Genomic DNA, 25,911 nt, shown 5'->3' with positions numbered 1-25,911 from the left:
TTATATTCGTGCATGAAGCTGGCTTTCCTGATCGAACAAAATAATCTCATCCAAGCTATCTTCAGGTCCAATGACTGCGTTGTCTTCAATAACCATGTTCTCATTCACAATAGCCCGGTGAATACGTACATTGCATCCGATTTTTACATTCGGCATGATGACAGAATCGGTAATAACGCTCCCTTCACCGACTTCAACCCCGTAAAACAGTACGGAGTGCCTTACTTCTCCATCCACCATGCAGCCTTCATTTACGATGCTGTTTTTCAGGATCGCCCGTTGGGTTATATACTGGGCAGGCTGATTGGGGCTGCGGGTATAGATGCGCCAGAACGGGTCATTCAGATCTAGCGGCGGGTCCTGAACCAGAAGATCCATATTAGATTCCCACAAGCTCTGAATTGTGCCTACATCCTTCCAATACCCAGCAAACGGGTACGCATACAGCGACCGGCCATGCTGAAGCAATAGCGGAATGATGTCTTTGCCAAAATCATGTGAAGATTCAGAATCACTTGCGCTTTCCAGTAAGTAGTGACGCAACACATCCCATTTGAATAAATAAATACCCATAGAGGCCAATGTGCTTTTCGGCTGTTCAGGCTTCTCCTCAAAGTCGTATATTCTCAGGTCCTCATCGGCGTTCAGTATCCCAAATCGTTGGGCCTCTTGAATGGGGACATTGATGACCGAAATGGTGCAATCAGCTCCCTTTTCCTTGTGGTAGTCGAGCATTCGACTATAGTCCATTTTATAAATGTGATCCCCTGACAAAATGAGCACATGCTCCGGGTCATACTGGTCCAAGAAATGCAGGTTCCGATAAATCGCATCCGCTGTGCCACGATACCAGTTGTTTCCATTCTCTTTCTCGTGCGGTGGTAAAACGAAAACTCCTCCATCCAGGCGATCCAAATCCCAGTCGCTGCCTACGCCGATATAGGAATGAAGCACCAACGGCTCATATTGGGTCAATACTCCCACGGTGTCTATTCCCGAATGAGAGCAATTGCTGAGAGGGAAATCAATAATACGATAAGTTCCTCCAAAAAATACTGCCGGTTTGGCCAGTGTGCGGGTCAGTCCTTTGAGTCTTTTGCCTTGTCCGCCGGCGAGCAGCATGGCAACCACTTCCTTCTTTCTCATAACAAAGACCTCCCTGTCATGTGCGTCTGAAGCAATTGTGGCAGGATATTTGATAATATCCATTAAACGTGAAAAGACAGTCGTAATCGTTTCATTACCAAGGGAACGGGTAAGATGTGATGGAAAGGGTAAATGATAGTTATGCGGAACGAGTGCAAGGAATCACTAAATCGTAAAATCCTGTTCATCATTTCACATTTTGGATACTTTTTAGGCATTAGTGTATGACAGCATGATCATAAGGAGGCGTTATTGATGAAGAATAAAAAATGGGTAGTAGCAGCATTGGGAATGGGTGTAACGTATCTGATGAAAAATAAAGGAGCACGCGATAAGGTATTGAATAAGGTACAGACGATGGTCAACCGTGCAAAAACATCTGCAAAATCGTAATCGTTAAATTTTAAAGCAAGAAACACGCGAGCCTCTCTGAATAATTGTTCAGGGAGGCTCTGCTCTGACGCTGCTCTGCAACCACGAACAACGCACAACACATCGGTTCGAGGCTGAATGATTAGACGGTCAAGCATTCTCCTTCTGTTCTTCTACTTCCATGATATGTTCAATGGTAAAGGTTCGATGCGTGCATTCGGAGGATCGGTACGCTTCTAGAAGACCCGAGGTACGAATGTTCTCTTTACTCACCTTCTTGAACGTATGAGTAATCTCTACATTGCCCTTGAAAGGAAAAAAGGACAAACCTACCGTCTGATCCGATAACCACTCAGCCCGAACCCGTTCGCTTTCATGACGAACAGCCGGGAAGCTCAACCCTTCAGCAAACCATTCATAATCTGCTGTAGGGGTGCCCGGCTCTCGGCTGCATAAAAACAGACTTAATTCGTCGCAAAACAACATTCTCCGTACATCCGTCCGCACTTGATGTTCGAAGGTTACGCCGCATGTCAGCTCCTGTCTGAGCCTCTGGCGACGCTGTTCCTCTGCCTCTTGATAAGCATGCGTAATCTGCTTGTCCTGAGCTTTTTCATGCTCGGTCCGTCCGACGAGCTCCTTGTACATCAAGCTGCACAGCAACGCCGCATAAGCATTCTCTTGCTCGACTTCATCAATCCCAAGACGATAAAAAACAAAACGCGGACTAAGCGGAAAATCGATAAACGTAAAAGGTGCTGACACATAATCATTCCAGAAAGGAGCAGCGTCCAGCCTAATCCACCCCCGGTCATGCTCCCTCGCTGCATATATAAAATCCTGTTTATGGCGTCTATTTTTAAAAGCATTATCTTCCCACTGTGAAGCTAACTCACCTGAAATACGGGCATGGTCATGTTGCGTCGTCATGATATAAGCTTGATCCGTTTCATAAATAACCATATGCTATCCCCTTCCGTTAGGCGTCTATCTGATATGTGTACAAACTTTCTATCGAAGGCCATGGTTATGTTTACCTTCATTCATTATATCAGGATAAGGGTAAAAAGGCAGTGAAGTTTTCTCCATCCTCACTTTCAATTACCCCCTAGATTCTTCAATCGAAACTGCTGCGGAGACATCCCTTCCAGTTCACGGAACACCTTGTTAAAATGCTTGGCATTGTCAAAGCCCACTGTAGCCGCAATTTCATAAATCTTGCCCTCTTGACGCCCCAGCAGCTTTTTGGCTTCTGCAATGCGCAGCCTCTTTAAATATTGAACAAAGCTAAGACCTGTATAGGCTTTGAATGCCTGACTAAAATACGTATAATTCAAGGATACTGAATTGGATACTACCGCCATGTTCAAATCCTCGCTGAAATGAGCATGGATGTACTGGATTGCTCGCGTCATGCTGCCGCTTCTATCAGCAATCGCACTAGCAACGTCCGTTCTGCTAGGCTGTCTATCTATCTCCCCGCTATCAACACGATCGTTTAGTAGAGAGTTCCGTTGCTGCAATTCTTCGTTCAAAACTGCTAGCGCACCGAACAGCTCCTCCCTCACGATCGGCTTCAGCAAATACTCCCGTGCTCCGCAGCGAATCGCTTCGCGCGCATATTGGAACTCGTCATATCCACTGAGAATGATCACCAAAGGTCTGTCTCTTGGCTCCAGCTTGCGAATATGCTGCATCAGCATAATTCCATCCATAACCGGCATACGGATATCCGTTATCACCAACTCGGGTGAAAACTCCATTACATGCTGCCAGGCTTCCTTTCCGTCCTTAACCAGCACGCATTCATAGAGACCGGAGTATTCCCGTTCGATCATGGCTTGAAGCCCCATTCGAATGTTCTTTTCGTCATCCGCAATCAACAGCTTGGTCGTCATGGTCCTCCCCCCTCGTGATATGACGTCTAGGCAAAATCAGGGTTACTGTCGTCGATTGGCCGGGAATGCTGTCCAGTTTAATGCCATAACCTACGCCATACTGCATACTCAAACGGCGATGCACATTATACAAGCCGATCCCTCCATGCATTCCGGGCTCGTAGGAATCCATATCCGAATGCATCAGACCAGCCATAATGGCATTCTTTCTTTCTTCAGATATCCCCACTCCGTTATCCTGTATACGCAATTCAACGATATCCTGCTTGGAGTAGGCTTCAATGGTGATGAGGAATGGTCTTCGCAATGTACTCCAACCGTGCTTTATTGCATTTTCGACTATAGGCTGCAGCGACATTTTCAGCATTTCCAGTTCCATAAACATCGACGACAGACGAATGTCCAGCCCAATTTGGTTGTCATGGCGAATGTTCATAATGGCCACATAATGCTGAATATGACGAATTTCATCGCGCAACGCAACACACGGCCGGGACCATTGAAGATTATAGCGCATCATCGAACCCAGGGAAGTGAGAGCATCTGACAGCGGATATTGTCGTTCCATCTCCGCCATCATTTTTAAATTTTCCAATGTATTATATAGAAAATGGGAATCAATCTGATGCTTGAGTCCTTGCAATTCTGCCTCCTGAGCAGCGGCCTGCTTCTGTACAGCCTCAGCAATGAGCACGTTAATCCGACTTAGCAAACTGCGAAAATATAGAGCCAGCTCCGCGACTTCTCCCCGACCATATACCGGGATTGTAAGCTGAAAGTCGCCCTCCTTCTGTACTCTTTTCATAGATTCACGTAGTGTATGCAGCTGCTTGAGAATAAGAGCGTGCAAGGTATAAGAAATGACGGACATTAACAATATCAATATACAAATAATGAGTAGCATGGCATTGCGTTTGTGACGGAGGTCACTCAGCGGACCGTCCAGCGCCACTATATTTAGCAGATAGGCATCCAGCCCTTCTATATAACGGTACAAACCAAGATAAGGCTTATTCCCATAGGTAAAGTCAAAAGCACCACCCTGTCCCTGAACGCGGGACTGTAACAGATGGTGCACATGGGACAGAGGGATCGGAATGGGATCAGGCTGAATGGAAGCTGTAGCTATATCGGTAGAAGACACTAATTTTCCACCGTTTGGAATGGAATCCTCGGCGTTTAGAATGAACATTTGCCATGCATAATCACGTGGTGGGGTACCAAATACTCTAGGCGAAAAGAGCTCTAGCCTCATATTGGTTTCCACCAAACCTGCGTGTCTTCCTCCGCTTGCCTGAATTTCACGCAGCAATGCCATATACTGTACCGCTTCATTTTCCTGCCCTGCTTGCCCCTGCAATAAGCTCTTAGGTCCCTTGTATATATCCCACCATATTCTTCCTTGCTGATGTTGAGCTGTTGTCAGCCAGGAAGTTTTAGGCAGGCGTGATTCATTGAAAATCATGGGCCATATTTCATGGGCCTGGGGATTATTTGTATACAGCCGGATATTCTCAATGTTGGGATTGCTGTAGAGCAAGTGCTGTAAATTGGGAAACACATTTAAGTTAAATTGAACCAGCTCATCGCTGCTTATTTCACGTTCCTCGGTTAGATAATGAAGCACGTTGCGATCTGAAATCGCAAGCTGTGCAGTCCGCTCCATAATTTCCATATTACTGTGAATCTGGGCCAGTTCTGTATCGAGTACATACTGATTTTGTACGGTAATGTCGTGCATGGTGTTCTCGTACAATTGATGAAAGGTATAAAGCGAGAACACTACAACCGGGATTAAAATGACTCCGATATAAGCGACAATGAGCTTGACTTGAAGAGAGCAACCGCCTAGCTGATCGGCCGTATCCGTCAGCCACTGCCATATGTGGCGGCGCAGCAGGCTCTTCATCTGTGAACGTACACGGCCTGACATGAAATCACATCCTTAGCATTCAATAAATAAAGTATTGAACGAGATCATTTCGTGAACTGTTCCATTTTTTTGATGTTTTCCTCATAGGCTTTTTGCTGATAAGCCAATACCTTGTCATAGCCTGCCTTTTTGCGGTCTTCCAAAAAGCGGGCAAACAGCTGATCGAACTCCTCATCCGAGGAAGCCAGCAACAGCTTCGGTAATGCCTTGCCCCAAATTTTGTCTATCTGACCTGACGCAATGCCTTCTGCCGAGGTTCCGGTCGGTTTGATATTTTCATATTGGGAGAAGCTGTGGGTCTTGCCTTTCGTCCAATCTTCCGGCTGCTTATACGGCTCGACGCTGGGCGGCGCCCACTGCAAACTCATATTTGTATCCATCAGCATCCAGAAGGTGGAGGAGGCGCCATACTTTTTGTCAAAAGCAGAGCGATCCTTGTTCAGCAGCTCCAGTACCTCTGGCTTGAAGGCTGGCTTACCGTTAACTGTGTCCCACAACTTTCCCTGCTCCCCCAGATACAGATCACGGTTCCCTTCCTCACTAATTAGATAAGTCAGAAATTCAATAGCCCGCTCCTTGTCTTTCACATCCTTCGAAATAAGTGTCACTGTCCATCCGGAAATGCCTGGCCCGGCCAGCGTCGGCGGGTCCAGCTTACTGTTGGAAGGTCCATCCACTGCAATGTAGACGGAGTTGGGATCTTTCGCATGCAATGTCACCTGTTGTGTAGCAAAATCAGACCGCTGATATAGCATGGCAAAATACCGTCCCTGTGCCACCTTTTCTTCCATTTGCGGACGTTTGTCGATAAATACGTCCTTGGCGATCAGGCCCTGCTCATTGGCTTGGCGGAATGTTTTGAGCCAGCGAATGTACTCTTCGTCCGAACGACGGTCATACAGTTTTCCGCCCTTCTCGTGAGGAACGGCAAGAAAATTAAGTAAATAGTCTTCAAAAGAATAATTTCCGTTATCCGTAAATTCGTGGAACCCTATCGGGATCAGCGGCTGACCGTTCACCTCCGGAAATTTCTCTTTCGCCTTTTGAAGCGCTTTCAAAAATCCTTCCGGTGTTCTCATATCCGGCTTGCCAATCGCCTCGTACATATCCTTACGAACCATAAACGTTTGATTGGAGACAAAATTTTGGCCGTATTTTTGGTAATCCTGCGGTGAAGAGGACGCGTTAGGATACCCATATACATTTCCGTCTGTTTGACGATACCATGACATTTTAGCTGGGTCTGCCACTTTAATCAGATATGGATCATATTTCTCGGCCAACTTGTTAAGTGGGAGCACCATCTTGCCCTCGATCATTTTTTTGATTGCATCTTCTCCCCAACTGAGCGTGACAAAATCAGGCAGTTTGCCCGAGGCGAGCATGGTATTCAGTTTTTCATTTTCATTTCCTGCGGGTACGATAAAATTAACACTGACTCCAGTCTTTTGCGTCACATACTTCGAAGTCATATCCGTTCCCCACTTGTTCGGGAACCAGGAAAAATTCAAATACCAGTCAAACGTTATCGGCTCTGTATCCGCCTTCCAGCCCGGCGCATCTGCCGTAGCCTTTGTCTTCTCATCTTTCAATTCCGTGGCAGCGCCATTTCCACCCGACGTACATCCCACGAGCGGTCCTACCAGCAGAACAACAGCCAACAGCCCCTTTTGCCATTTACGAATGTTCATCATAAATCTCCCCCTTAGATGATGTACTAGCCCTTAACCGAGCCGATCATTAGCCCTTTGACAAAATATTTTTGCAGGAATGGGTATACCAGCACAATCGGCAGTGTCGTTATGACCATCGTCGCCAGCTTGATCGATTGTGAAGTAACGGACTGGGCGACAATCCCGGGTGCGGCAGACATCATTTGATTAGAGCTGGATTGTGCAACAACCCGGTACAAATACGTCTGAATCGGCTGAAGATCCGTATTATTGATATAGATCATTCCTGTAAAATAATCGTTCCACTGGTACACCCCATGAAACAAGGCAATTGTCGCTACTACTGGCATGGATACAGGAAGCACAATCCGGCAAAAGATGCCGAAATCGTTGGCTCCGTCTATTTTCGCCGCTTCCTCCAGTGCATCCGGCAGTTCCCGAAAAAAAGCCATAAAAATAATAAGGTCGAAAAAGCTGAACATCGCAGGAATAATGTACACCCAAAAGCTGTCCAGTAGCCCGAGATCACGAATCAGCAAATACGTTGGAATCAAACCCCCACCAAAAAACAGGGTAATGGTGCCGATCAGCATGTACAGCTTGCGCCCGATCAGCTCTCTACGAGAATATGCATATGCAATCATGGCGGTAAAAAACACATGCACAATCGTGCCGATTAGCGTCTTGGCGACCGTTACTCCCATCGCAGTCATAATGCCGCTGTTGGCAAATACAGCCTGATAGCTGCTGAGACTAAAGAGTCTCGGCCACCAGTAAATGCCGCCTCGCATTGCGTCTGCCCCTTCGTTAAAGGAGTTCACCAGCACATACCACACGGGATATAACGTTACAAAACAAATGACCAGCATAAAAACGTTGTTAAATAAATCGAATATCGCTTCGCCTGCTGTTCTGCGTCGCAATAGCTGCATACATCCGTCCTCCTTCAAAATAGAGAGGTATTATTCATCCGTTTGGTTACAGAATTGGCTATCAGCAGCAAAATGAGAGCAAGAACCGATTTCAGCAATCCTACCGCAGTAGAATACGAAAAACGTCCCTGCTGAATGCCCACCTGATACACATAAATGTCAACTACATTACTTGCGCTTTCATTCAGCGAGTTACGCAGGACAAGAATTTGATCAAAGTTGGAGTTCAATATGCCGCTAACCGCTAAAATAAACAAAATGGATATTGTACCCTTGATCGCAGGAAGTGTGACGTACCACATTTTCTGAAACCGTCCTGCTCCATCAATGGTGGCCGCTTCGTACATGTCCGTAGATACGCCCGCCATTGCTGCCAAATAAATAATGGCTGACCATCCAAGCTCCTTCCAAATATCCGAGCTGACGACGATAGTCCAAAAATAGCCCGGCTCCGCTAAATAACTAATCGGCTGGTCGATCCAGCCCCAAGCTAGTAACAGTTGATTGATCAATCCGGTATCTGCCAGCCACGTGGTTAAAATCCCGCCAAGAATGACCCATGATAGAAAATGAGGAAGATACGAAATGGTCTGAATGGATTTTTTGAACCGCGTAGACCGGATTTCATTCAGAAACAAAGCAAATACAATAGGTAACGGGAACCCGATCGCCAGCTTGAGCAGACTAATACCCAGTGTATTTTTGACAATGTACCAGAAGTTATCATCCTCCAAGAAGGCGCGAAAATGCTCTAACCCCGCCCATGGTGCGCTTGATATAGTACCAATAATGTCAAAATGTTTGAAAGCAATCAAAATGCCGTACATCGGAATGTAATGGAAAATAATCATCCATACCACTCCAAGTAGTGCCATGGTCTGCAAATGTTTTTGCCCCCCCCATCTGCGGGCTAGTGACGTCCATCTCCCCGATCGAACCGATGGCTGTGGTTGTGGTTGTGGTTGTGGATTTTTCCATCCTGTACTCATACAGAAGACCTCCCTTCTCTATAATGTAAGCACTTACATTTATTATTTTAGGGGCTTTTGCTTCTAATGAGTAGTACTTGATTTTTTGATTTTGGTGTCTAAAGTTCAGGTGGAGATAGGACAATACGTAAAAAGTTTCTTCCAGCCTTTGGATTTTCTATATCTATTAATTCACAAAAAAGACTATCAGATGGTACGATAAGACTATATGGAATTCCAATCATTACCTATGACCTAGATCAGGAGGATTAAGAATGGAAGAATTGGTTCGTTCGATTCAAAAACAGGTTCGGATAAAAAGGTTTGCCTGCTGGGCAGGGCTCATCATGTTTGGCCTGTGTACTTTAGTTGGCATTGCAGCTGAGGAATGGTTTATGGCGCTTCTGGGACTTGTAATGACAGTCTTATCAATCTATGGATTAACCATGATGCGTGGTATGACGAAGTTTAATAAAGAGTATCAACCGGGAAAGGGATACGGTTATTATCGCCGTACGGCACAGCAAAAGCTGCGTTATTTGACTTGGGGACAATGGATACTCGGCGCCTTTATCGTCCTAATGTTCTTTATATATCACGTCCGTCTTAGTGCTTTTCTTATAGCTATCTTGGGGATCTTGACCATTCAGTTCAGTATCAAAAAACGAATTAAAAATCATCAGGAGCCTGACGTCACAGAGTTGGATGAGTTTGTACGAATGGGGATTGTTTCTCCGCATGAGCAGACTATTGGAGTGTATAAAGATTTCCTGCACCTTAGCCATACGTTTCAGGGCAACCAAATTGTTATCGTTACAGACAAACGGCTGATATCTGTGTTTGTAGAGGAACAAGGACGTGCGCTGAAAACGGAAATGCTGCTATCGAGTATAAACAAAATACGTGCAATCGGTACGGGTTTTCAGGGTCAAGGTTTATTGCTGTCTGTAAGCAACCGTGACCATAACGAGCTTCACATTCATATGGTCGGGAAAAGTATTTACTTTTCGCCAGAGCAATTCGTGGGCTCCTTGCTACGGGCACTGGACGCAGCGTTAAAGATTGGATCATACAGTACGGAAGAAACATTCCCCGTTTACCAACAGACAAGGATTTCATTGCATCCATTAGAACAAAGTTTGTTGCACAAGCTTACCACTGCCTAAATATTCCTCGCAAAAAAACCCAATAGCAAGCAAGCCCTGATCTTAATGAGCTTACTTGCTATTGGGTTAATTAAAACAACTAATTTTCTACCATTTTCCCTTATTAATGATTGGCTCCATGATAAAACACAGTGATGAGATCATGACTAGTAACAAACACCAGCAAACTAAACAGACTGAGCGATAGCGGCCGTGAAATCAATTTTTTCATCCTTTAACACTCCTTTCAGAATCGTTATATATTGGTCTTGCTGTGTTGCTGTAGCTTGGGATCTGAAAATCTCAAATATAGCAGTACATTTTCTAAACTCATGCTCATGTTCCATACCCAGGGTATCGGACAGCTTGAGAGATTGCAGAATATAGCCCAACGCAACCGTAAACTGTCGCAGCTTTATATAATAAAGAGCCAGCTGATAGCAGAAACGAAAATAATAGGATACATTCACAGGCTCTTCAAAATATTTGAAATCTTCAATTTGTTCGGCAAATGATTCAAGCACACGCTCTAAAGGATAGTCGTGTCTGGCCGCTCCCTCAACAATGGAAAGAAGCCCCGGTAACAGTTCTTCTGGATTGTCACGAAGAAATTGAACGTATTCCTGCAATACCTCGGAACGACCCGATAAAATATCAAGAGCATATAAATTGGCTCTTGCAGCATGGCGATAATATTCCACTTCTGCTTCTCCATACGGATCGAGACCATTAAACCAGCCCAACTCTGCATATTTTTCAATGCAATCTCGAGCGGCCTCATACTTGCCTTGTTTTTGGAAGGCCATGCCTTTCATAAGATGACTGTAGCCGTAGTAGTAGACTAACGGCCGTTTGGTATGTATGGGTTGTATAGGTTTCTTGCACGCTTTGTAGAGCTGCAACTCCTGATACTTCTGGTTGACATGGGAATACAGCTGGTCGCATAAAGCGATCATATTGGTACCATCCATAAATGAAAAGGACAGCTTAATCATGTTAACAAGTGTGTCTAGATCTGTGATGTCGGAGTGAACAAGATCATCCACCCTCCCCACCTCCTTGTCCGACTTTTGTACTCATCAAACAAAACATGATCTATATTCCAACTGAAAATAACTTAATTACGTATTTATTACGTAATTAAGTTATATCATAAAATCAGACATGTGGCAAGGAAATTATAATATATTCCAATTTTCAAAATGTGGATGCCTATAGAGCATTCATTTGTTCAGTTCCATATGAAGCAAAGGGAATGCCCGGCCTGATCCATCCAGCGCAGATCGTCCTGTTGGTACAAAGCCGTAATGTCTGTAGAAAGCATGCGCCTTCTCGTTTTGCTCATTCACATCCACTTTGAGGTGCGTCCCTTTTATTTTTTCAGCATGCTGGATGAGTCGGCTGCCTGTGCCCTGTCCGTGCCATTCAGGGTCGACAAATAGCATTTCTATTTTCTGCCTGTCCAGCCCGATAAACCCTATCGGCTCCTGAAGTACCGTACACTCCATCCAAACTTCAAGTTCTCTTAAAGCGCCGTTACTTATGATGTGATGGTAAAATTGAATGTCTTCTTCAGACAAAAATGTGTGCGTTTGGCGTACTGCCCGATGCCAAATATCTACGAGTTGATCATGATTTTCTTCCTGATAAGCAATAATTTTATGTTGCACTGTATTTCCCCCTTATGCGAATATCCATATAGCATATTTTGCAGTAAGTTTAACAGCGTATTTAGAAGTATTCAAACACAAAAAAGGAAGCGGATCCATCCGCCTCCTTTAGGTTACAACCCCTTTACAACGTAACGCCATTTTTGAAAATAGCAAGCTCCCTGAAATTGTTTTTCTCATTATTCACCCAGGTTCCGCTGGCTACATCGATAATGTAATCGACAAAGTTGCGTAGCGCCTCTTCCATACTGACATCCTCCACCAGTGAACCAGCGTTATAGTCAATCCAGTGAGGTTTAGCCTTATATAACGGCGAGTTGGTTGACACCTTCATCGTCGGAACGAAGGAGCCAAAAGGCGTGCCACGCCCGGTTGTGAATATGACGAGCTGACAGCCCGCTGCAGCAAGAGCTGAAGAAGCAACCAGATCATTCCCCGGCGCGCTGAGCAGATTAAGTCCCTTGGTCTTGAGACGCTCCCCGTACTGAATGACATCGGTGACCGTGGAAGACCCGGATTTTTGCGTACAGCCCAGTGATTTATCCTCCAGTGTCGTGATGCCCCCTGCTTTATTGCCTGGTGACGGATTTTCGTATACTGGCTGCTTATAATCCAGAAAATATTGTTTAAAATCGTTAATCAAATGTACGATCTTATCAAATACTTGCTCATCGGCAGCGCGTTCCATTAAAATCGTCTCCGCGCCGAACATTTCGGGCACCTCCGTCAGTACAGTCGTTCCACCCTGTGCTGCCATATAATCCGACAGACGCCCAAGCAGTGGATTGGCAGTAATACCCGACAGGCCGTCAGATCCACCGCATTTTAAGCCGATGTTCAGCTCAGACAAAGGTACAGGCTCCCGTCGATCTTCTTGTACGGCCGCAAATATTTCGTGGAGCAGCTTTACCCCTTCCTCCACTTCATCCGACACCTCCTGGGAAAGCAAAAACTTCACCCGCTCCGAGTCGTATTCACCGATGGCTTCTTTGAATTCTTTCATTTCATTGTTCTCACAGCCCAAACCAAGTACCAGTACGCCACCCGCGTTTGCGTGTTTCACGGCATCAATCAAAATCGTGCGCGTATGTGCATGGTCGTCGCCCAATTGAGAGCATCCATAGTTATGCTTGAGCACAAGTGCATTTTCAAAAGGTGAGATATCTCCCACTTCCTGCTTAAAACGATTTAAAATGAGTTCGGCAATTCCGTTCACACAGCCGACCGTCGGCACAATCCACAACTCATTGCGAATCCCTACACGACCGTCCTTTCGCCGAAATCCTTGGAACGTCCGACTCTCCTGTTCATATATATGAGGAGCTGGCTTAGGCTTGTAAGTATATTCCTCCACACCTGTCAGATTCGTTTTCGTATTATGCGTATGCACATGCTGACCTGCCTGAATGGGCTGAATGGCATGACCGATGGGATATCCGTATTTCAGGACATGCCCACCTTCAGGTATGTCCTGAAGCGCAATTTTGTGCCCACGCGCTACATCCTCGGCCAGCTCCACGCATTGTTCTTTTTGTGCTCCCCATGCCAGCGTTTCTCCCTGCTTGTAATCACGCAAAGCGACAGCCACGTTATCTTGATCATGAATTTGAATGAATTCCAGCATTCCAGTCTCCTCCTTGCTTATGCTCCGGGTACGCTGTTCCCGGTTAGAGAATCGAGCGTCTCCTTCATTCCTCTGCTTGTAATTTCATACACGTGCTGCGCTGTTTGTTCAGCCAGCCCTTCGACCTGATTCAGATCTTGCCCCCACCATGTCTGTTTGCTGAGTACCTGCTCAGTCAATTGCTTCGCTCCGGCGAGAGTTCCGTCATAGGTACTCCACAGTTCGCCAAATGTGCTCAATACTTCCGCTTCGTCTGCCAATGCAATCGACTCGCCATTTCTGTCTCCCCGGTAGAATACGAGTAAGGACGCCAGCGAAAATACGATTTTGGCAGGCAACACCTTGTGCTGTGCCACATACTGGAGCAAGGATGGCAAGTTCCGTGTCTTGAACTTGGACACCGAATTCAATGCGATGCTCATGACATAATGACTTACATAGGGATTACGGAACCGTTCAATCACATCGTCGGCATATACATTCAATTCCGCTGCTGGCGAGTCCAGTGTCGGAATAATTTCCTCTCGAATCAACGACTGGATATATTCGCCCATAACATCATGCTCGACCGCTTGCCCTACCGTATCCAGGCCATATAAATAGGCTACAGGTGTAAGCGCCGTATGGGCCCCATTCAAAATGCGCACCTTTCGTGTACGATATGGTGCCATATCATCGACAATCAGTACATTCAATCCGGCCAAATGAGCAGGTAATTCTTCTTTAAGCCACTGTGGCCCTTCAATAACCCATAAATGATACTGTTCGCCCACAACAACCAAATCGTCCTTGTAACCCAATTCCGCTTGGATTTCATGAATCCGGTCTTTGGGATAACCAGGTACAATCCGATCCACCAAACTGTTGCAGAACGTATTTGCTTCCTCTATCCATGCAATAAACTCAGCCCCAAGCTCCCATTGGTTCGCATATTTCAGTACGATTTCCTTAAGAGCGTCTCCATTACGGTCGATGAGTTCGCACGGAATAATGACCAGTCCCTTGCTTTGATCGCCCTCAAAAAAATGAAAGCGCTTGTACAGAAAGGCGGTCAGCTTGCCTGGAAAGCTTTTTTGCGGGCGATCTTCCAATTGATCCTCAGGTGCATAAGCGATTCCTGCTTCCGTCGTGTTCGAAACAATAAAGCGCAGTTCTGGCTTTTGGGATAACGCTTCATACTCCAAAAATTCGGGACCGTAAGGATTAATTCCACGGGTGACACACTCCACAACGGTATGCTCCTTCATGGCCTGCCCATCCTTAATTCCTTCAAGGATAACCGTATAAAGACCATCCTGCACGTTAAGTTTCTCCACAAGACCTCCTGGCTGCGGTTGTACAATCACAACCCCTGTATTCCATTCTGCCAGCTTATTCATTTTGTCAAATTGCCAGTCTACAAAAGCACGCAGGAAGTTCCCTTCCCCGAATTGTAGTACCCTCTCGGGATGCGGTTCTGTAACGATAAAGCTTTTTCTGTTTAATTGGTCTAATTCATCTACTTGTTTCATCCGGAGTAGCCTCCCACTAGTACCATAATGATTTCATCGTTATTTTATCATAGTGCACACGTTAACAAAATAGTTTTATCAATATTTTTAGTTTTAAAAAATAATAATGACAATAATATGAACACGTTAACATACACGTTTATATAAAAATCTGCAAGTATATTGTCCTTCATGTGTTGTTTCGCACCTGTTCCAAGGCGGTTAAGGCTAACTATTACCCTCTCCCGAGACCTTGTTCATATATACATTTCAGCAGAATAGACGCAAGAAAGCACGGATAGGATAACACTACTTACTAGGCAGGAGGAGCATCTATGAAGACAATCGCAGATACTATTGTACAAGTTTTGGTCAATGCAGGGGTCAAGCGGATCTATGGCATCGTTGGAGATTCATTAAATAATATGGTTGATTCCATTCGCAGCAATGGTCAAATTGAATGGATTCATGTAAGGCACGAAGAAGTGGCTGCCTTTGCAGCCGGAGCAGATGCTAATCTTAGTGGCAGTATTGCCGTATGTGCCGGTAGTAGCGGCCCCGGAAATCTGCATCTGATTAATGGTTTATATGATTGCCACCGTAATCGGGTGCCTGTACTCGCTATTGCGGCTCATATTCCAAGTGATGAAATCGGAAGTGAATATTTTCAGGCTACGCACCCCGAGCATCTTTTTGGAGAATGCAGTCACTTTTGTGAGGTAATTACGACACCGCGTCAAATTCCAAGAACAGTGACCATGGCTATTCAGGAGGCAGTTTCACGTTCAGGTGTTTCCGTCATTGTTCTTCCCGGTGATGTAGCAGCTTTGGAAGCGGAAAAGGTGCCCACCCCTGAACATGTCTATCACCCCACAGCACCTGTCGTCCATCCGTCCGCTTCTGAAATTTCCCGGCTGGCCGAATATTTGAATAACGGTAAACGAATTACGCTGCTATGTGGCGCTGGATGTGCTCAATCTCACGACTTGCTTATGCAGCTGTGTGACAAGCTAAAATCTCCCATGGTATCCGCTCTGCGAGGCAAGGAATATCTGGAATATGACAACCCTTATTATGCTGGATTGACGGGACTGATCGGGTATTCTTCCGGGTACCATGCCTTGATAGATTGTGACGTTCTGCTCATGCTTGGAACAGACTTTCCTTATAGACAATTTTATCCTGAAGATGCGATTGTCCTACAGGTAGATATAGAGCCGTCCCATCTCGGCAGACGCACTCCGTTGACGTATGGTTTATGCGGAGATGTAAAAGCAACGTTGGAAATGCTGCTTCCTCATTTAACGTCAGAGCATGATTCCAGGCATTTGGAAAAAACCGTCTCTCATTATGCCAAGGTACGCCAGGAGCTGGACGATCTGGCGGTTGGTAAGCCAGGTCATATGCCGATCCATCCGCAATATCTCGCCAAAGTTATTAGTGATACCGCCGAGGAAAATGCTATTTTCACTTGTGATGTCGGTACTCCCACAGTATGGGCAGCGCGTTATTTACAAATGAACGGTCAGCGCCGACTTCTCGGTTCCTTCAATCATGGTACGATGGCAAATGCACTGCCGCAGGCAATCGGTGCGCAGGCCACTGAGCCTGACCGACAGGTGATTGCCCTCTCAGGCGATGGCGGACTTACGATGCTGATGGGCGACCTGCTCACCCTAAAACAGCATCAACTGCCTGTAAAAGTTATTGTTTTCAACAATGGCGCTCTTGGCTTTGTCGAGTTGGAAATGAAAGCAGCCGGATTTCTGGAAAACGGGACTGAACTGGTTAACCCTGATTTTGGTGCTGTAGCGCAAGCCATGGGACTCAAGGGCATTCGGGTTGAAGATCCTACGATGTTGGAGGATGCCATTCAGCAAGCATTGGCTCATGACGGCCCTGTTGTGGTAGATGTGGTGGTGGACCGTCAGGAGCTGTCCATGCCACCTAAAATTAATCTTAAGCAAGCAGAAGGCTTTACACTGTGGATGATGAAAGCCGTGCTGAACGGACGCGGAGACGAGATTGTTGAACTGGCTAAAACCAATCTCTTTCGTTAAATACATGACGAAGCAGTGCTCATTTTAACAAAAAAGAGGCAGGAACAGTGCTTGAGCATTGTTCCTGCCTCTTTTACATAACAAAACTCAGCGTGGTCTGTCTGCCGTCGATTTCCGCTTCATGAGCCTGGTTTCCATAAATATAAGCTCGCCCTCATTGGACGGTGACTGAATTCGTTCCAGAATGCAAGCGGCTCCGCGCTCGCTAATCTGCTCAATCGGTCTTTTGACCGTCGTTAATGGTGGAGTCGTATACATCGAGAAACCAATATCGTCAAAACCAATGACAGAGATATCCTCTGGTACTTTCAAGCCGTTTTCAAATACCGCATTCATCGCACCAATAGCCATATCATCGTTAGAGCAAAACACCGCTGTCGGTGGTTCTTTCAAGGCAAGCAGCTGCTTCATTGCCAGACTTCCGCTTTCAGTATCATAGTGACCCTGCACGATATATTCGTGTCGGATTGGCTTACCACGATCAATTAATGCATTCATGAAACCCTCGCGGCGTTGCTGGGTCGATTTGAAGCCTTCTACCCCCTCGATGATCGCAATGCGTTCATGCCCGCTTTCAATGAGAAAGGAAACAGCTTCATAGGAGCCTTCCTTATCATTAGAAATCACATTTACAATCCCGGCTCCGGACACCTGCCGGTTCAGTACAACTAGCGGGATGCCTTGACCTAGTACATGATAAATAAAAGGGTTGTCCGCTTCGCTTTGGCTCATCAGAATGATGCCATCAAAACGCTTGCGATGAATAGCAGAAAAATCAGCGTAATCGTCAATTCCTCGCACAAACAGATTGTAATCCACCCCGATGACGTTATTAACTCCACGGATGGTATCCGCAAAAAAGCTGGAGCTGGTGCCTTCAGAAATACTGGTGAAAAACAGGCCGATCGTATGCGAGCGCTGGAGAACCAGGCTTTTAGCATTGTAATTTGGAATGTAATTGAGTTGCTCTGCCAACTCCATAATTTTGCGTTTCGTATCTTCTTTAATCAGCGGGCTGTTATTGAGCGCCCGGGAGACGGTTGTATGGGAAACATTAGCCAGTTTGGCAATGTCTTTAATAGTAGCTGCCATATACGTATCCTTTCCTTAGTGAGGCTCTAAAAAGATTATATACCCACCATACCACAGGAGCCGCCCGGAAAAGAAGACTTTCACAAATTATACGCGGTTGTCCGCATGTCGACGCTGTAATTCTTGAACCATTTCTGCATGTCTGCTGTCCGTCAGCTTGTACATTTTACCGATTACCAGCATGGCCAAAGCCAAGGCAACAGCCGGATAAAGACAAAGCAAGGCTTTGATTCCAAGCAGCGTTCCAGAGGATTGAACCACATTCGGTACATACCCGACAAGCGCCAGGCCAATACCCGATAGAAAGCCAGACAAGGATTGAGCCAATTTACGTGAAAAGTTAAATAGTGAATAGGTAATCCCTTCCTTGCGCTCCCCGGATGACCATTCGCCGTAATCAATAATATCGGACACAAATGCCCAGGTAACCCCGTTGGGAATACTAATACCAATGAACGAAATACTCGCCAGAATTGTGAAAATATATACGTTGGAAGGCATCAAAAAGTTAATGGAATCGGCTATGACGCTAACCAGCATTCCCAAGATGGCTGTTTTTCGTTTACCAAAGCGCCGTACCAGTTTGGGCAGGAACAATACACCCAGCAGCGACGAACCGATAATAATAAAATTCATATATGCCATTAATTCTACATGCCCCAAATTATATTCGGCAAAATAGATCAACAGTGCGGACTTGATATTGTAAGCGGAAATGGTGAAAATCGTCATTAAAACGAGTACCAGCAAGGGTTTATTATTCGTAAAGGTATGCACAATCACGCCTAAAGATAGCTTCTCTTTTGGCCCGGACTGGCTAATGATACGTTCTTTCGTTCCACGGTAACATATGATGAAAGCGATCACACCAATGAATGACATAATCCCCATGACTACCGGATAGCCGACATGATGGTTAGGAAACAATAAAATAAGCGGCATGACCACGACACTGGTTACGAATAATGCGCCTAGTGATCCTGCCTGACGGAAAGATGACAACGAAGCACGTTGCTGAGTATCCTGCGTAATGGCAGCACCCAGCGAGCCGTATGGAATATTAACAATAGAGTAGCCGATCCCCCAGATCATATAGGACGCGTAGGCGTAAATGAGTTTGCCTGTGGGTGAAATATTCGGCGAAATAAAGGTAAGAATCGTAAGAATTGCAAGGATAACGCTTCCAACGATAAGAAAAGGTCTAAATTTTCCACGTGTACCGATATGTTTGCGATAATCAACAAAGGACCCGACAATAGGATCACAGACGGCGGCAAACAGCTTGCTGACCAAGAAAATGCCTGCGGCGGCTCCAGCAGAGACCCCTGCTACATCCGTAAAAAATTTCAGCAAATACAGCTGCCCCAAATCAAACATGAATCCGTTTCCAAAGTCACCCATACCATACGAAATCTTTTCTTTCAGGCTAATATGCTCACCTGTCTTGTTGTCAGTTTGGACGCTCTCCTGCACGATAGGCACTCCCATACCTACACACTCCTCTATACTTGTAATTATTTTCACATATTCATTGATATCTATTTTGTTTTTCAATGGCTCTTGCCGGGAGTTTGGTACAAGCTCCTAGCAAGAGCTCCTTTTCTCTGAAGTTAGTGAGGTCTCACTTTAGAGAGTAGCATCACTTACTATGAACAACCGTTGGGAAGTTAAAATATTGCTCGGCGTTATTGTAGCAAATATTTTGTACCATGGCTCCGAGCAGTTCCAGATCCTCAGGGGCCTTGCCTTCCTGAACCCACGTTCCGATTAAATCGCAAAGGATACGGCGGAAATATTCATGACGTGTGTAGGATAGAAAGCTGCGGGAATCCGTCAGCATGCCAATAAAGCGGGACAGCACTCCGTAATTAGCCAGCAGCTTCATCTGCTCCTGCATGCCTTCGATATGGTCGTTAAACCACCATGCGGTACCAAACTGGATTTTCCCTACTGTACCGCCGGATTGGAAACTGCCTGCGAGACTTGCCAATACTGGATAGTCAACCGAATTAAGCGAATACAAAATGGTTCTCGGCAATCCTCCTGCCAGTTCCTGTGCGTCCAGTAATGCTGCCAGTGGACGAGCGAGGGAGCCATCATTTACAGCATCATAGCCTGTATCCGGTCCCAAACGACGGAACATCGCAGTGTTGTTGTTACGCAGCGCATGAATATGGTACTGCATCGCCCAGCCGTGTTCTGCATACTGTTTGCCAAGGAAGACCAGAACGTACGACTTATATTTCGCCTCTTCCAAAGGAGTCACATGGCCTTCCTCCAGCGCCTTGCTAAATATGGCTGCTGCTTCCTCCGGTGTTGTTTCTTCAAAAACTACAGTATCCAGCGCATGATCAGATACCCGACCTCCGGCAGCATGAAAATGGCGCACCCGGCTTGCCAGCGCATTCAAAAATCCTTCAAACCCGGAAACATCCAATCCGCTGACTTCACCCAATCGAGCCACCCATGGCTGGAAGGTTTCACGATTAATTTCCAAAGCTTTATCGGGACGGTAACTTGGCAACACAGCTACTGGGAAATCGGTCAGCTTGCTAATTTGTTTGTGGTATTCGAGATGGTCGGTCGGATCATCCGTGGTGCACACCACAGTTACCTTTGAGTTCACAATCAAATCACGTGCCCCATAGCCCGGTCCTTGCAGCTTTTGGTTTACCTTTTCCCAGATCACAGGTGCGTTCTGTTCATTCAGCAACTCATAGACACCAAAAAAGCGTTGAAGCTCCAAATGCGTCCAATGGTACAGCGGGTTACCGATCAATGTAGGAACAGTTTTGGCCCAAGCCAGAAACTTGTCATAATCTTCACCATCACCCGTGATCAATCGCTCCTCGACCCCATTGGCCCGCATAAGTCTCCACTTGTAATGATCACCGTACAACCAAGCTTCCGTAATATTCTTGAATTTTTTATTTTCATAAATTTCTTGTGGACTTAAATGACAATGATAGTCAATAATCGGCATATCCTTGGCATACTGATGATACAAGGTTTCAGCCGTTGGATTGCTCAACAAAAAGTTTTCGTCTAAAAACGTTTTGGTCATTACTTTCTCATCCCTTCTATAATCATGTTTCTTAGCTATTTGTTAACGTTAACAAAAATTCCCGAGACACTACTTTCCTTTTAACAATTACATTGTCCATAGCAGTAAGAAATCCATATGATTTGTACAGGGCAATACAGCTATAATATGATACCTGTACATCATGTCATACTGGTTTACTTCACCTTAAATTTAATGTTTACGTTAACAACAATTACATTGTAACCGCTATCCTTTGTAGAGGAAAGTGATTTTTATCATGTGAGCGGATAAAAATGATCTCCCCCCCTTTGGGGAGATCTGTTCTTAACCCTTCTCGATAACCGAAACCACAAGAAAATTCCACAAATTTTAATTTCCGCGATAAATCAAACTTTGAAAACGTTTTATATGATTTTCTTCTTTTTTCTGAAAATTTCTTTCTTGAAAATACCAGTTATTGTATTATAATTGCAATATACATCCATTGATTTACATTGAAAGTATTTCATTAATTTATTTCACAGACGAAGAAGAAGAGGTGGTAGCATTGAGTACAAAAGTGCAAGCTGTTGAAACTAAAACTATATCCGATACAAAAGGAGCCGACCTTGTTGTCGATTGCTTGATCAAGCAAGGGGTTACCCATATTTTTGGCATTCCAGGTGCCAAAATCGATTCTGTTTTTGATGTTCTTCAAGATCGGGGGCCCGAATTGATCGTATGTCGTCATGAACAAAATGCCGCCTTTATGGCAGCGGCGGTCGGTCGATTAACCGGTAAACCGGGCGTATGCATTGTTACCTCAGGTCCAGGCGCGTCTAACTTGGCGACAGGACTTGTCACCGCGAATGCAGAAAGTGATCCTGTCGTCGCCATTGCGGGTGCAGTCCCAAGATCCGAACGCTTGAAACGCACACATCAATCTATGGATAATGCCGGACTATTCGAACCCATCACCAAATACAGTGTTGAAGTAGAACACCCCGATAATGTACCCGAAGCAATTGCTAATGCATTTCGGATTGCGACCTCAGCCCAGCCTGGAGCCACATTTGTCAGCCTGCCGCAGGACGTGTTGACTTCGTCATCCGAAGTAACAGCCATTGAGAAGGTTTCCCTTCCCCAACTTGGAACCGCCCCTGCCGCGCTCATCAAACAAGTCGCAGACCAAATCAGAAAAGCTAAGCTGCCCGTACTTCTTCTCGGTATGAAAGCCAGCACGCCTGAAGCCACCGCAGCTATCCGTGCTCTTATTCGAGATACAGATCTGCCTGTTGTCGAAACCTTCCAGGCCGCTGGAGCCATCTCCCGTGAACTGGAAGACCACTATTTTGGAAGAGTGGGGCTGTTTCAAAATCAACCGGGTGATATGCTTCTTGGAGCCGCAGATTTGGTACTGACGATTGGCTATGATCCTATCGAATACGACCCAAAAAACTGGAACATTCCGGCAAACCGAACACTCATTCATCTGGATGACCATCAAGCCGATATTGATCATGATTATCAACCAGACTACGAATTAATCGGGAACATAGGCCTGATTGTGAGTGGACTCGCAGAAGAGTTACCTACCTTAAAGCTACCTAAATCCTCCTGCGACCAATTGAATCGTCTACGCCATGATCTGAACGAGCAAGCAGCTGTTCCAGCCCACAAGCATGATTTTCTGATTCATCCATTGCAATTTATTCGCACACTTCGCAGCCTGATTGATGATAACGTCACAGTCACCTGTGATGTCGGTTCACACTACATTTGGATGGCACGTTATTTCCGTTCGTATGAACCGCGGCGCCTGCTATTCAGCAACGGAATGCAGACATTGGGCGTAGCACTGCCTTGGGGGATTGCTGCTACACTCGTCAATCCTGGTCAAAAAGTCGTTTCTATTTCTGGAGACGGAGGTTTCCTTTTTTCATCCATGGAGCTGGAAACCGCTGTACGCCTTAACTCTCCGCTTGTGCATATTGTATGGAGAGATGGTACCTATGACATGGTTGCCTTTCAACAGCAGATTAAATACGGCAGAACGTCTGGCGTAAAATTTGGAGATGTCGATGTTGTCAAATATGCAGAAAGTTTTGGGGCTACCGGATTACGCGTGCACTCTCCTGAAGAACTGGAAAGCGTATTGCAGCAGGCACTTCTTACGGATGGTCCTGTGGTCGTTGATATCCCGATTGACTATCAGGATAATGTCCAATTGGGACGCAAGCTGCTGCCAAACCAATTAAACTAGTCTTGACTACGGATCACTCGTGGCGGCTTTATGACAATTAGGAAGTTTGAGGTTTTTTTAATGATTTTTTTGAGTTATTTATGTTATTTACTGAAATTTTACGTTTATTATTGAAAAAGAACAAAAATAAATGCATACAATTATAATAAGGAAGTGTATTGCCATGACCGTTGCAGAACTGGAAACCAAGCAAGAAACTGATCATGATATTTACCAAACGTCCACCATGCTTGCTTTATTAGATGGTCTTTATGACGGAGTTGTTGCCTTTGAGGAGCTGCAAAAGCACGGGGATTTTGGACTCGGTACCTTTGATCAACTGAATGGCGAGATGATCGCGTTCGATGGTGAATTTTATCACTTGCTTCCAGACGGTACGGCCCATCGCGTAAAACCGGAAGAAACCACTCCGTTTTCCACCGTCACCTTTTTCCGCGAAGATTTCACATATACTGTTGATCATCCCATGCACCGTGAAGAGCTGGAAGCTCTGCTGCTAAAGCTGTTTCCAAGCCGGAATCTGTTCTATGCATTCCGTATGGATGGCACTTTTCGTGAAGTAAAGACACGTACCGTGCCTCATCAAGTGAAGCCTTACAAACCTTTTATCGAAGCAACCAAGTCACAGCCTACCTTTACTTTTAATGACGCTTCCGGCGTGATCACAGGCTTTTGGACACCTGCTTACGCCCAAGGGATTGGAGTAGCCGGATTTCATCTCCATTTTATCAATGATGAACGCACTGGAGGCGGGCATGTTTTTGATTTTGTTGTCGACAAGTGCACAATTCGCATTTGCCAAAAATCCAATCTACATCTTGTGCTACCCGATACACCGGATTACTTGACCGCCAACCTGTCCAGAGAAAACCTGGAGAAAGAAATCGCTGTTACTGAGGGTGCGCAATAATTGCAGCATAGCTCATCCAGATACGGTCCTATAGCTAGATAATAAATAGCAAACGATCACAGTCAGATAAAGAGGCTTCATGCTCTCTGACTGTGATCTTTTTATGTAGGAAACGCATATACACAATGCACTTATGCCCTCGATCTGGTCCAACTTATCAGCATAATATTGAATTGCACGGGAGTACTCCTGTATGGATATGTCAGCAGTCGTTTCAGCTAACTCCATGAGCAGCCCCTCCATGGCCTTCCCGTATTCTCCCAGTACACGATATGTACTGCTTAATCCCAGGATGGCTCCTCTCCTGGATTCTGCGGATAGTGCCATACCTAGACTTTTTTCATAAAAGGGAACCGCCTCCCTCTCCAAGCCCAATGAGTCATGCGTCCAGGCTGTCTGATACCATAGCTCCGCATCTTTAGGCTCCTGCTCCAGCGCCTCTAATAGAAGCTTACGCGCTTCCTTGGCCTGTCCTGTATGTCTTAGCTGGCTGGCTTTTTCAATCATATGATCCATGCTAATTCCCCACTTTTTGTTCTTTACTATTTCCTTAAAATACATGTTACCCGACATATGAATGCGATGTAAATGGAGGTGTGCCAAATATATGAAGCGCACAAAAAGACTCTCCGCTTAGGAGAGTCGCTATAATCCGTGGTTACGACTTATTTAACCTTCAATGATTCTGTACTCAATATTCCCGCTACGCGTTGCGTGTCGAAAATACGGGAAAGCTCCTCCACTGCTGTCAAGTACAGCAGTCCGTTGCCCTCAAGCTTAGGAGAATTGCCGAGTGGAATCGTGCGTTTGATGAGTTGGGCGTATAATTCCGGTTCGGTGAGTTCACGCTCAAAGCTTGCATTTGACAGCTGCTTAATCAACGCCAATGCACCTGCTACGTGCGGAGTAGCCATCGAAGTTCCGCTAAAGGTCGCATATTTTCCGCCCGGAACGGTGGACAAAATATCTTCTCCTGGTGCAACCAAATCCACCTCATTATTAGAATTACTGAATTCTGAGGCATGTCTGTCAAAGTTGATAGCACCTACGCTGATTACTTCATTGTAGCAGCCGGGGTAGCCGAGCTCGTCCGTTCTATCGTCACCGTCTCCTTCATTTCCAGCTGCACAGATGACCAGGATTTGGCTGGCTACAGCCTTTTTTACTGCTTCATGAAGTTCAGGCACATCCTCAGGGCCGCCAAGCGACATCGAGATGATGTCTGCCTTTTGCTCAATCGCATAATAGATACCTTGGATAATCCAGTCATATTGACCGGAACCCTGCTTGTTTAGCACTTTGATGATGAGCAAATCCGCCTCCGGGGCGACACCTACGACACCATCCTCATTTTCCGCTGCCGCAATGGTTCCTGCCACATGTGTACCGTGACCGTTGTAATCCTTGAAAATTTCCGGATCACCTTCATCATCATCCGTGAAATTGCGGCCACCAATAATGCGTGCCTTCAGATCCGGATGGTCCGAATCACAGCCCGTGTCCAGCACCGCTACCTTTACTCCTCGGCCTCGAGTCTGGTTCCATACCGCAGGAGCCTGGATCAGCTCCACCCCTCGCGGTATTTCATTCACTTGTTGCTCCTGCTTGATCACTTGGTAAGGAATGATATGCACTTTACGTTCCATCTTATTCCCTCCTTCATGGATTCAATCGGAAACCATCCGTCTTTGAAACTTTGAAAACCTCTAC

The 25,911-nt window shown here is 45.7% G+C and carries 20 protein-coding genes and 1 pseudogene; 5 read left to right on the top strand and 16 right to left on the bottom strand.

The genetic code is table 11. The features are described from left to right. Positions 1–1,146, bottom strand: coding sequence for a glucose-1-phosphate adenylyltransferase (locus ACU1JV_RS12320; RefSeq protein WP_058829555.1), 1,146 nt, complete (start codon positions 1,144–1,146; stop codon positions 1–3). Between the two features lie 255 nt (positions 1,147–1,401). On the opposite strand from ACU1JV_RS12320, the gene ACU1JV_RS12315 reads away from it, so the two are divergent. After that, complete coding sequence (locus ACU1JV_RS12315) at positions 1,402–1,539, top strand: hypothetical protein (protein ID WP_013370876.1); 138 nt, start codon at positions 1,402–1,404, stop codon at positions 1,537–1,539. A gap of 129 nt (positions 1,540–1,668) precedes the next feature. Here ACU1JV_RS12315 and ACU1JV_RS12310 read toward each other — a convergent pair whose 3' ends face one another. From ACU1JV_RS12310 to ACU1JV_RS12285, 6 genes are all read right to left on the bottom strand, one after another. Continuing rightward, positions 1,669–2,481: a DUF3891 family protein gene (locus ACU1JV_RS12310; RefSeq protein WP_413986012.1), complete on the bottom strand. Its 813-nt coding sequence runs from the start codon at positions 2,479–2,481 to the stop codon at positions 1,669–1,671. A gap of 134 nt (positions 2,482–2,615) precedes the next feature. Then, positions 2,616–3,416 carry a response regulator transcription factor gene (locus ACU1JV_RS12305; RefSeq protein WP_013370874.1) on the bottom strand — a complete coding sequence of 267 codons (801 nt, stop codon included), beginning with the start codon at positions 3,414–3,416 and terminating at the stop codon, positions 2,616–2,618. After that, complete coding sequence (locus ACU1JV_RS12300) at positions 3,388–5,349, bottom strand: sensor histidine kinase (RefSeq protein ID WP_413986011.1); 1,962 nt, start codon at positions 5,347–5,349, stop codon at positions 3,388–3,390. The genes ACU1JV_RS12305 and ACU1JV_RS12300 overlap by 29 nt, the downstream gene beginning before the upstream one ends. 44 nt (positions 5,350–5,393) lie before the next feature. Then, complete coding sequence (locus tag ACU1JV_RS12295; protein WP_434954282.1) at positions 5,394–7,040, bottom strand: extracellular solute-binding protein; 1,647 nt, start codon at positions 7,038–7,040, stop codon at positions 5,394–5,396. A gap of 26 nt (positions 7,041–7,066) precedes the next feature. Beyond that, positions 7,067–7,954 (bottom strand): carbohydrate ABC transporter permease, encoded by an 888-nt coding sequence (locus ACU1JV_RS12290; RefSeq protein WP_013370871.1) that lies wholly within the window; start codon positions 7,952–7,954, stop codon positions 7,067–7,069. Positions 7,955–7,968: 14 nt separating this feature from the next. Next, complete coding sequence (locus tag ACU1JV_RS12285; protein WP_058829552.1) at positions 7,969–8,943, bottom strand: ABC transporter permease; 975 nt, start codon at positions 8,941–8,943, stop codon at positions 7,969–7,971. A gap of 254 nt (positions 8,944–9,197) precedes the next feature. On the opposite strand from ACU1JV_RS12285, the gene ACU1JV_RS12280 reads away from it, so the two are divergent. Further along, positions 9,198–10,088, top strand: a complete 891-nt coding sequence (locus tag ACU1JV_RS12280) for a hypothetical protein (RefSeq protein ID WP_413986010.1) — start codon at positions 9,198–9,200, stop codon at positions 10,086–10,088. Between the two features lie 167 nt (positions 10,089–10,255). On the opposite strand, the gene ACU1JV_RS12275 is transcribed toward ACU1JV_RS12280, so the two are convergent. The 4 genes from ACU1JV_RS12275 to ACU1JV_RS12260 all read right to left on the bottom strand — a co-directional run bounded on the left by ACU1JV_RS12275 (position 10,256) and on the right by ACU1JV_RS12260 (position 14,872). Continuing rightward, on the bottom strand, positions 10,256–11,113 hold the full coding sequence (locus tag ACU1JV_RS12275; protein ID WP_058710475.1) for a hypothetical protein: 858 nt from the start codon (positions 11,111–11,113) through the stop codon (positions 10,256–10,258). A 177-nt stretch (positions 11,114–11,290) separates the two neighbouring features. Beyond that, the gene (locus ACU1JV_RS12270) at positions 11,291–11,737 is read right to left on the bottom strand and encodes a GNAT family N-acetyltransferase (protein WP_413986009.1); all 447 of its coding nucleotides are present in this window, start codon (positions 11,735–11,737) and stop codon (positions 11,291–11,293) included. Between the two features lie 124 nt (positions 11,738–11,861). Beyond that, a complete protein-coding gene (locus ACU1JV_RS12265) occupies positions 11,862–13,361 on the bottom strand; it encodes a UxaA family hydrolase (protein WP_013370866.1) in 1,500 nt (499 codons plus the stop codon). Positions 13,362–13,378: 17 nt separating this feature from the next. Further along, positions 13,379–14,872 (bottom strand): tagaturonate reductase, encoded by a 1,494-nt coding sequence (locus ACU1JV_RS12260; protein WP_413986008.1) that lies wholly within the window; start codon positions 14,870–14,872, stop codon positions 13,379–13,381. Between the two features lie 314 nt (positions 14,873–15,186). On the opposite strand from ACU1JV_RS12260, the gene poxB reads away from it, so the two are divergent. Then, positions 15,187–16,911 carry a ubiquinone-dependent pyruvate dehydrogenase gene (gene poxB, locus ACU1JV_RS12255; RefSeq protein ID WP_413986007.1) on the top strand — a complete coding sequence of 575 codons (1,725 nt, stop codon included), beginning with the start codon at positions 15,187–15,189 and terminating at the stop codon, positions 16,909–16,911. Between the two features lie 87 nt (positions 16,912–16,998). Here the strand turns inward: poxB and ACU1JV_RS12250 are convergent, their stop codons facing one another. The 3 genes from ACU1JV_RS12250 to uxaC form a co-directional block, all read right to left on the bottom strand. After that, positions 16,999–18,003, bottom strand: coding sequence for a LacI family DNA-binding transcriptional regulator (locus tag ACU1JV_RS12250; protein WP_013370863.1), 1,005 nt, complete (start codon positions 18,001–18,003; stop codon positions 16,999–17,001). Between the two features lie 87 nt (positions 18,004–18,090). Beyond that, the gene (locus tag ACU1JV_RS12245; RefSeq protein ID WP_013370862.1) at positions 18,091–19,491 is read right to left on the bottom strand and encodes a glycoside-pentoside-hexuronide (GPH):cation symporter; all 1,401 of its coding nucleotides are present in this window, start codon (positions 19,489–19,491) and stop codon (positions 18,091–18,093) included. Positions 19,492–19,642: 151 nt separating this feature from the next. Next, positions 19,643–21,067 carry a glucuronate isomerase gene (gene uxaC / locus ACU1JV_RS12240; protein WP_413986006.1) on the bottom strand — a complete coding sequence of 475 codons (1,425 nt, stop codon included), beginning with the start codon at positions 21,065–21,067 and terminating at the stop codon, positions 19,643–19,645. 520 nt (positions 21,068–21,587) lie between these two features. On the opposite strand from uxaC, the gene alsS reads away from it, so the two are divergent. After that, on the top strand, positions 21,588–23,291 hold the full coding sequence (gene alsS / locus ACU1JV_RS12235) for an acetolactate synthase AlsS (protein ID WP_172800005.1): 1,704 nt from the start codon (positions 21,588–21,590) through the stop codon (positions 23,289–23,291). A 163-nt stretch (positions 23,292–23,454) separates the two neighbouring features. Beyond that, the gene (gene budA, locus ACU1JV_RS12230) at positions 23,455–24,201 is read left to right on the top strand and encodes an acetolactate decarboxylase (RefSeq protein ID WP_013370859.1); all 747 of its coding nucleotides are present in this window, start codon (positions 23,455–23,457) and stop codon (positions 24,199–24,201) included. 138 nt (positions 24,202–24,339) lie between these two features. Here budA and ACU1JV_RS12225 read toward each other — a convergent pair. Both ACU1JV_RS12225 and ACU1JV_RS12220 read right to left on the bottom strand, forming a co-directional pair. Beyond that, a pseudogene (locus ACU1JV_RS12225) lies at positions 24,340–24,717 on the bottom strand (tetratricopeptide repeat protein); the annotation flags it as partial. Positions 24,718–24,866: 149 nt separating this feature from the next. Beyond that, positions 24,867–25,847, bottom strand: coding sequence for a S8 family peptidase (locus ACU1JV_RS12220; RefSeq protein ID WP_058829545.1), 981 nt, complete (start codon positions 25,845–25,847; stop codon positions 24,867–24,869). Positions 25,848–25,911 lie beyond the last annotated feature (64 nt).

The organism is Paenibacillus sp. T2-29 (assembly GCF_052921365.1).
This window is presented reverse-complemented; position numbering and strand designations above follow the sequence as displayed.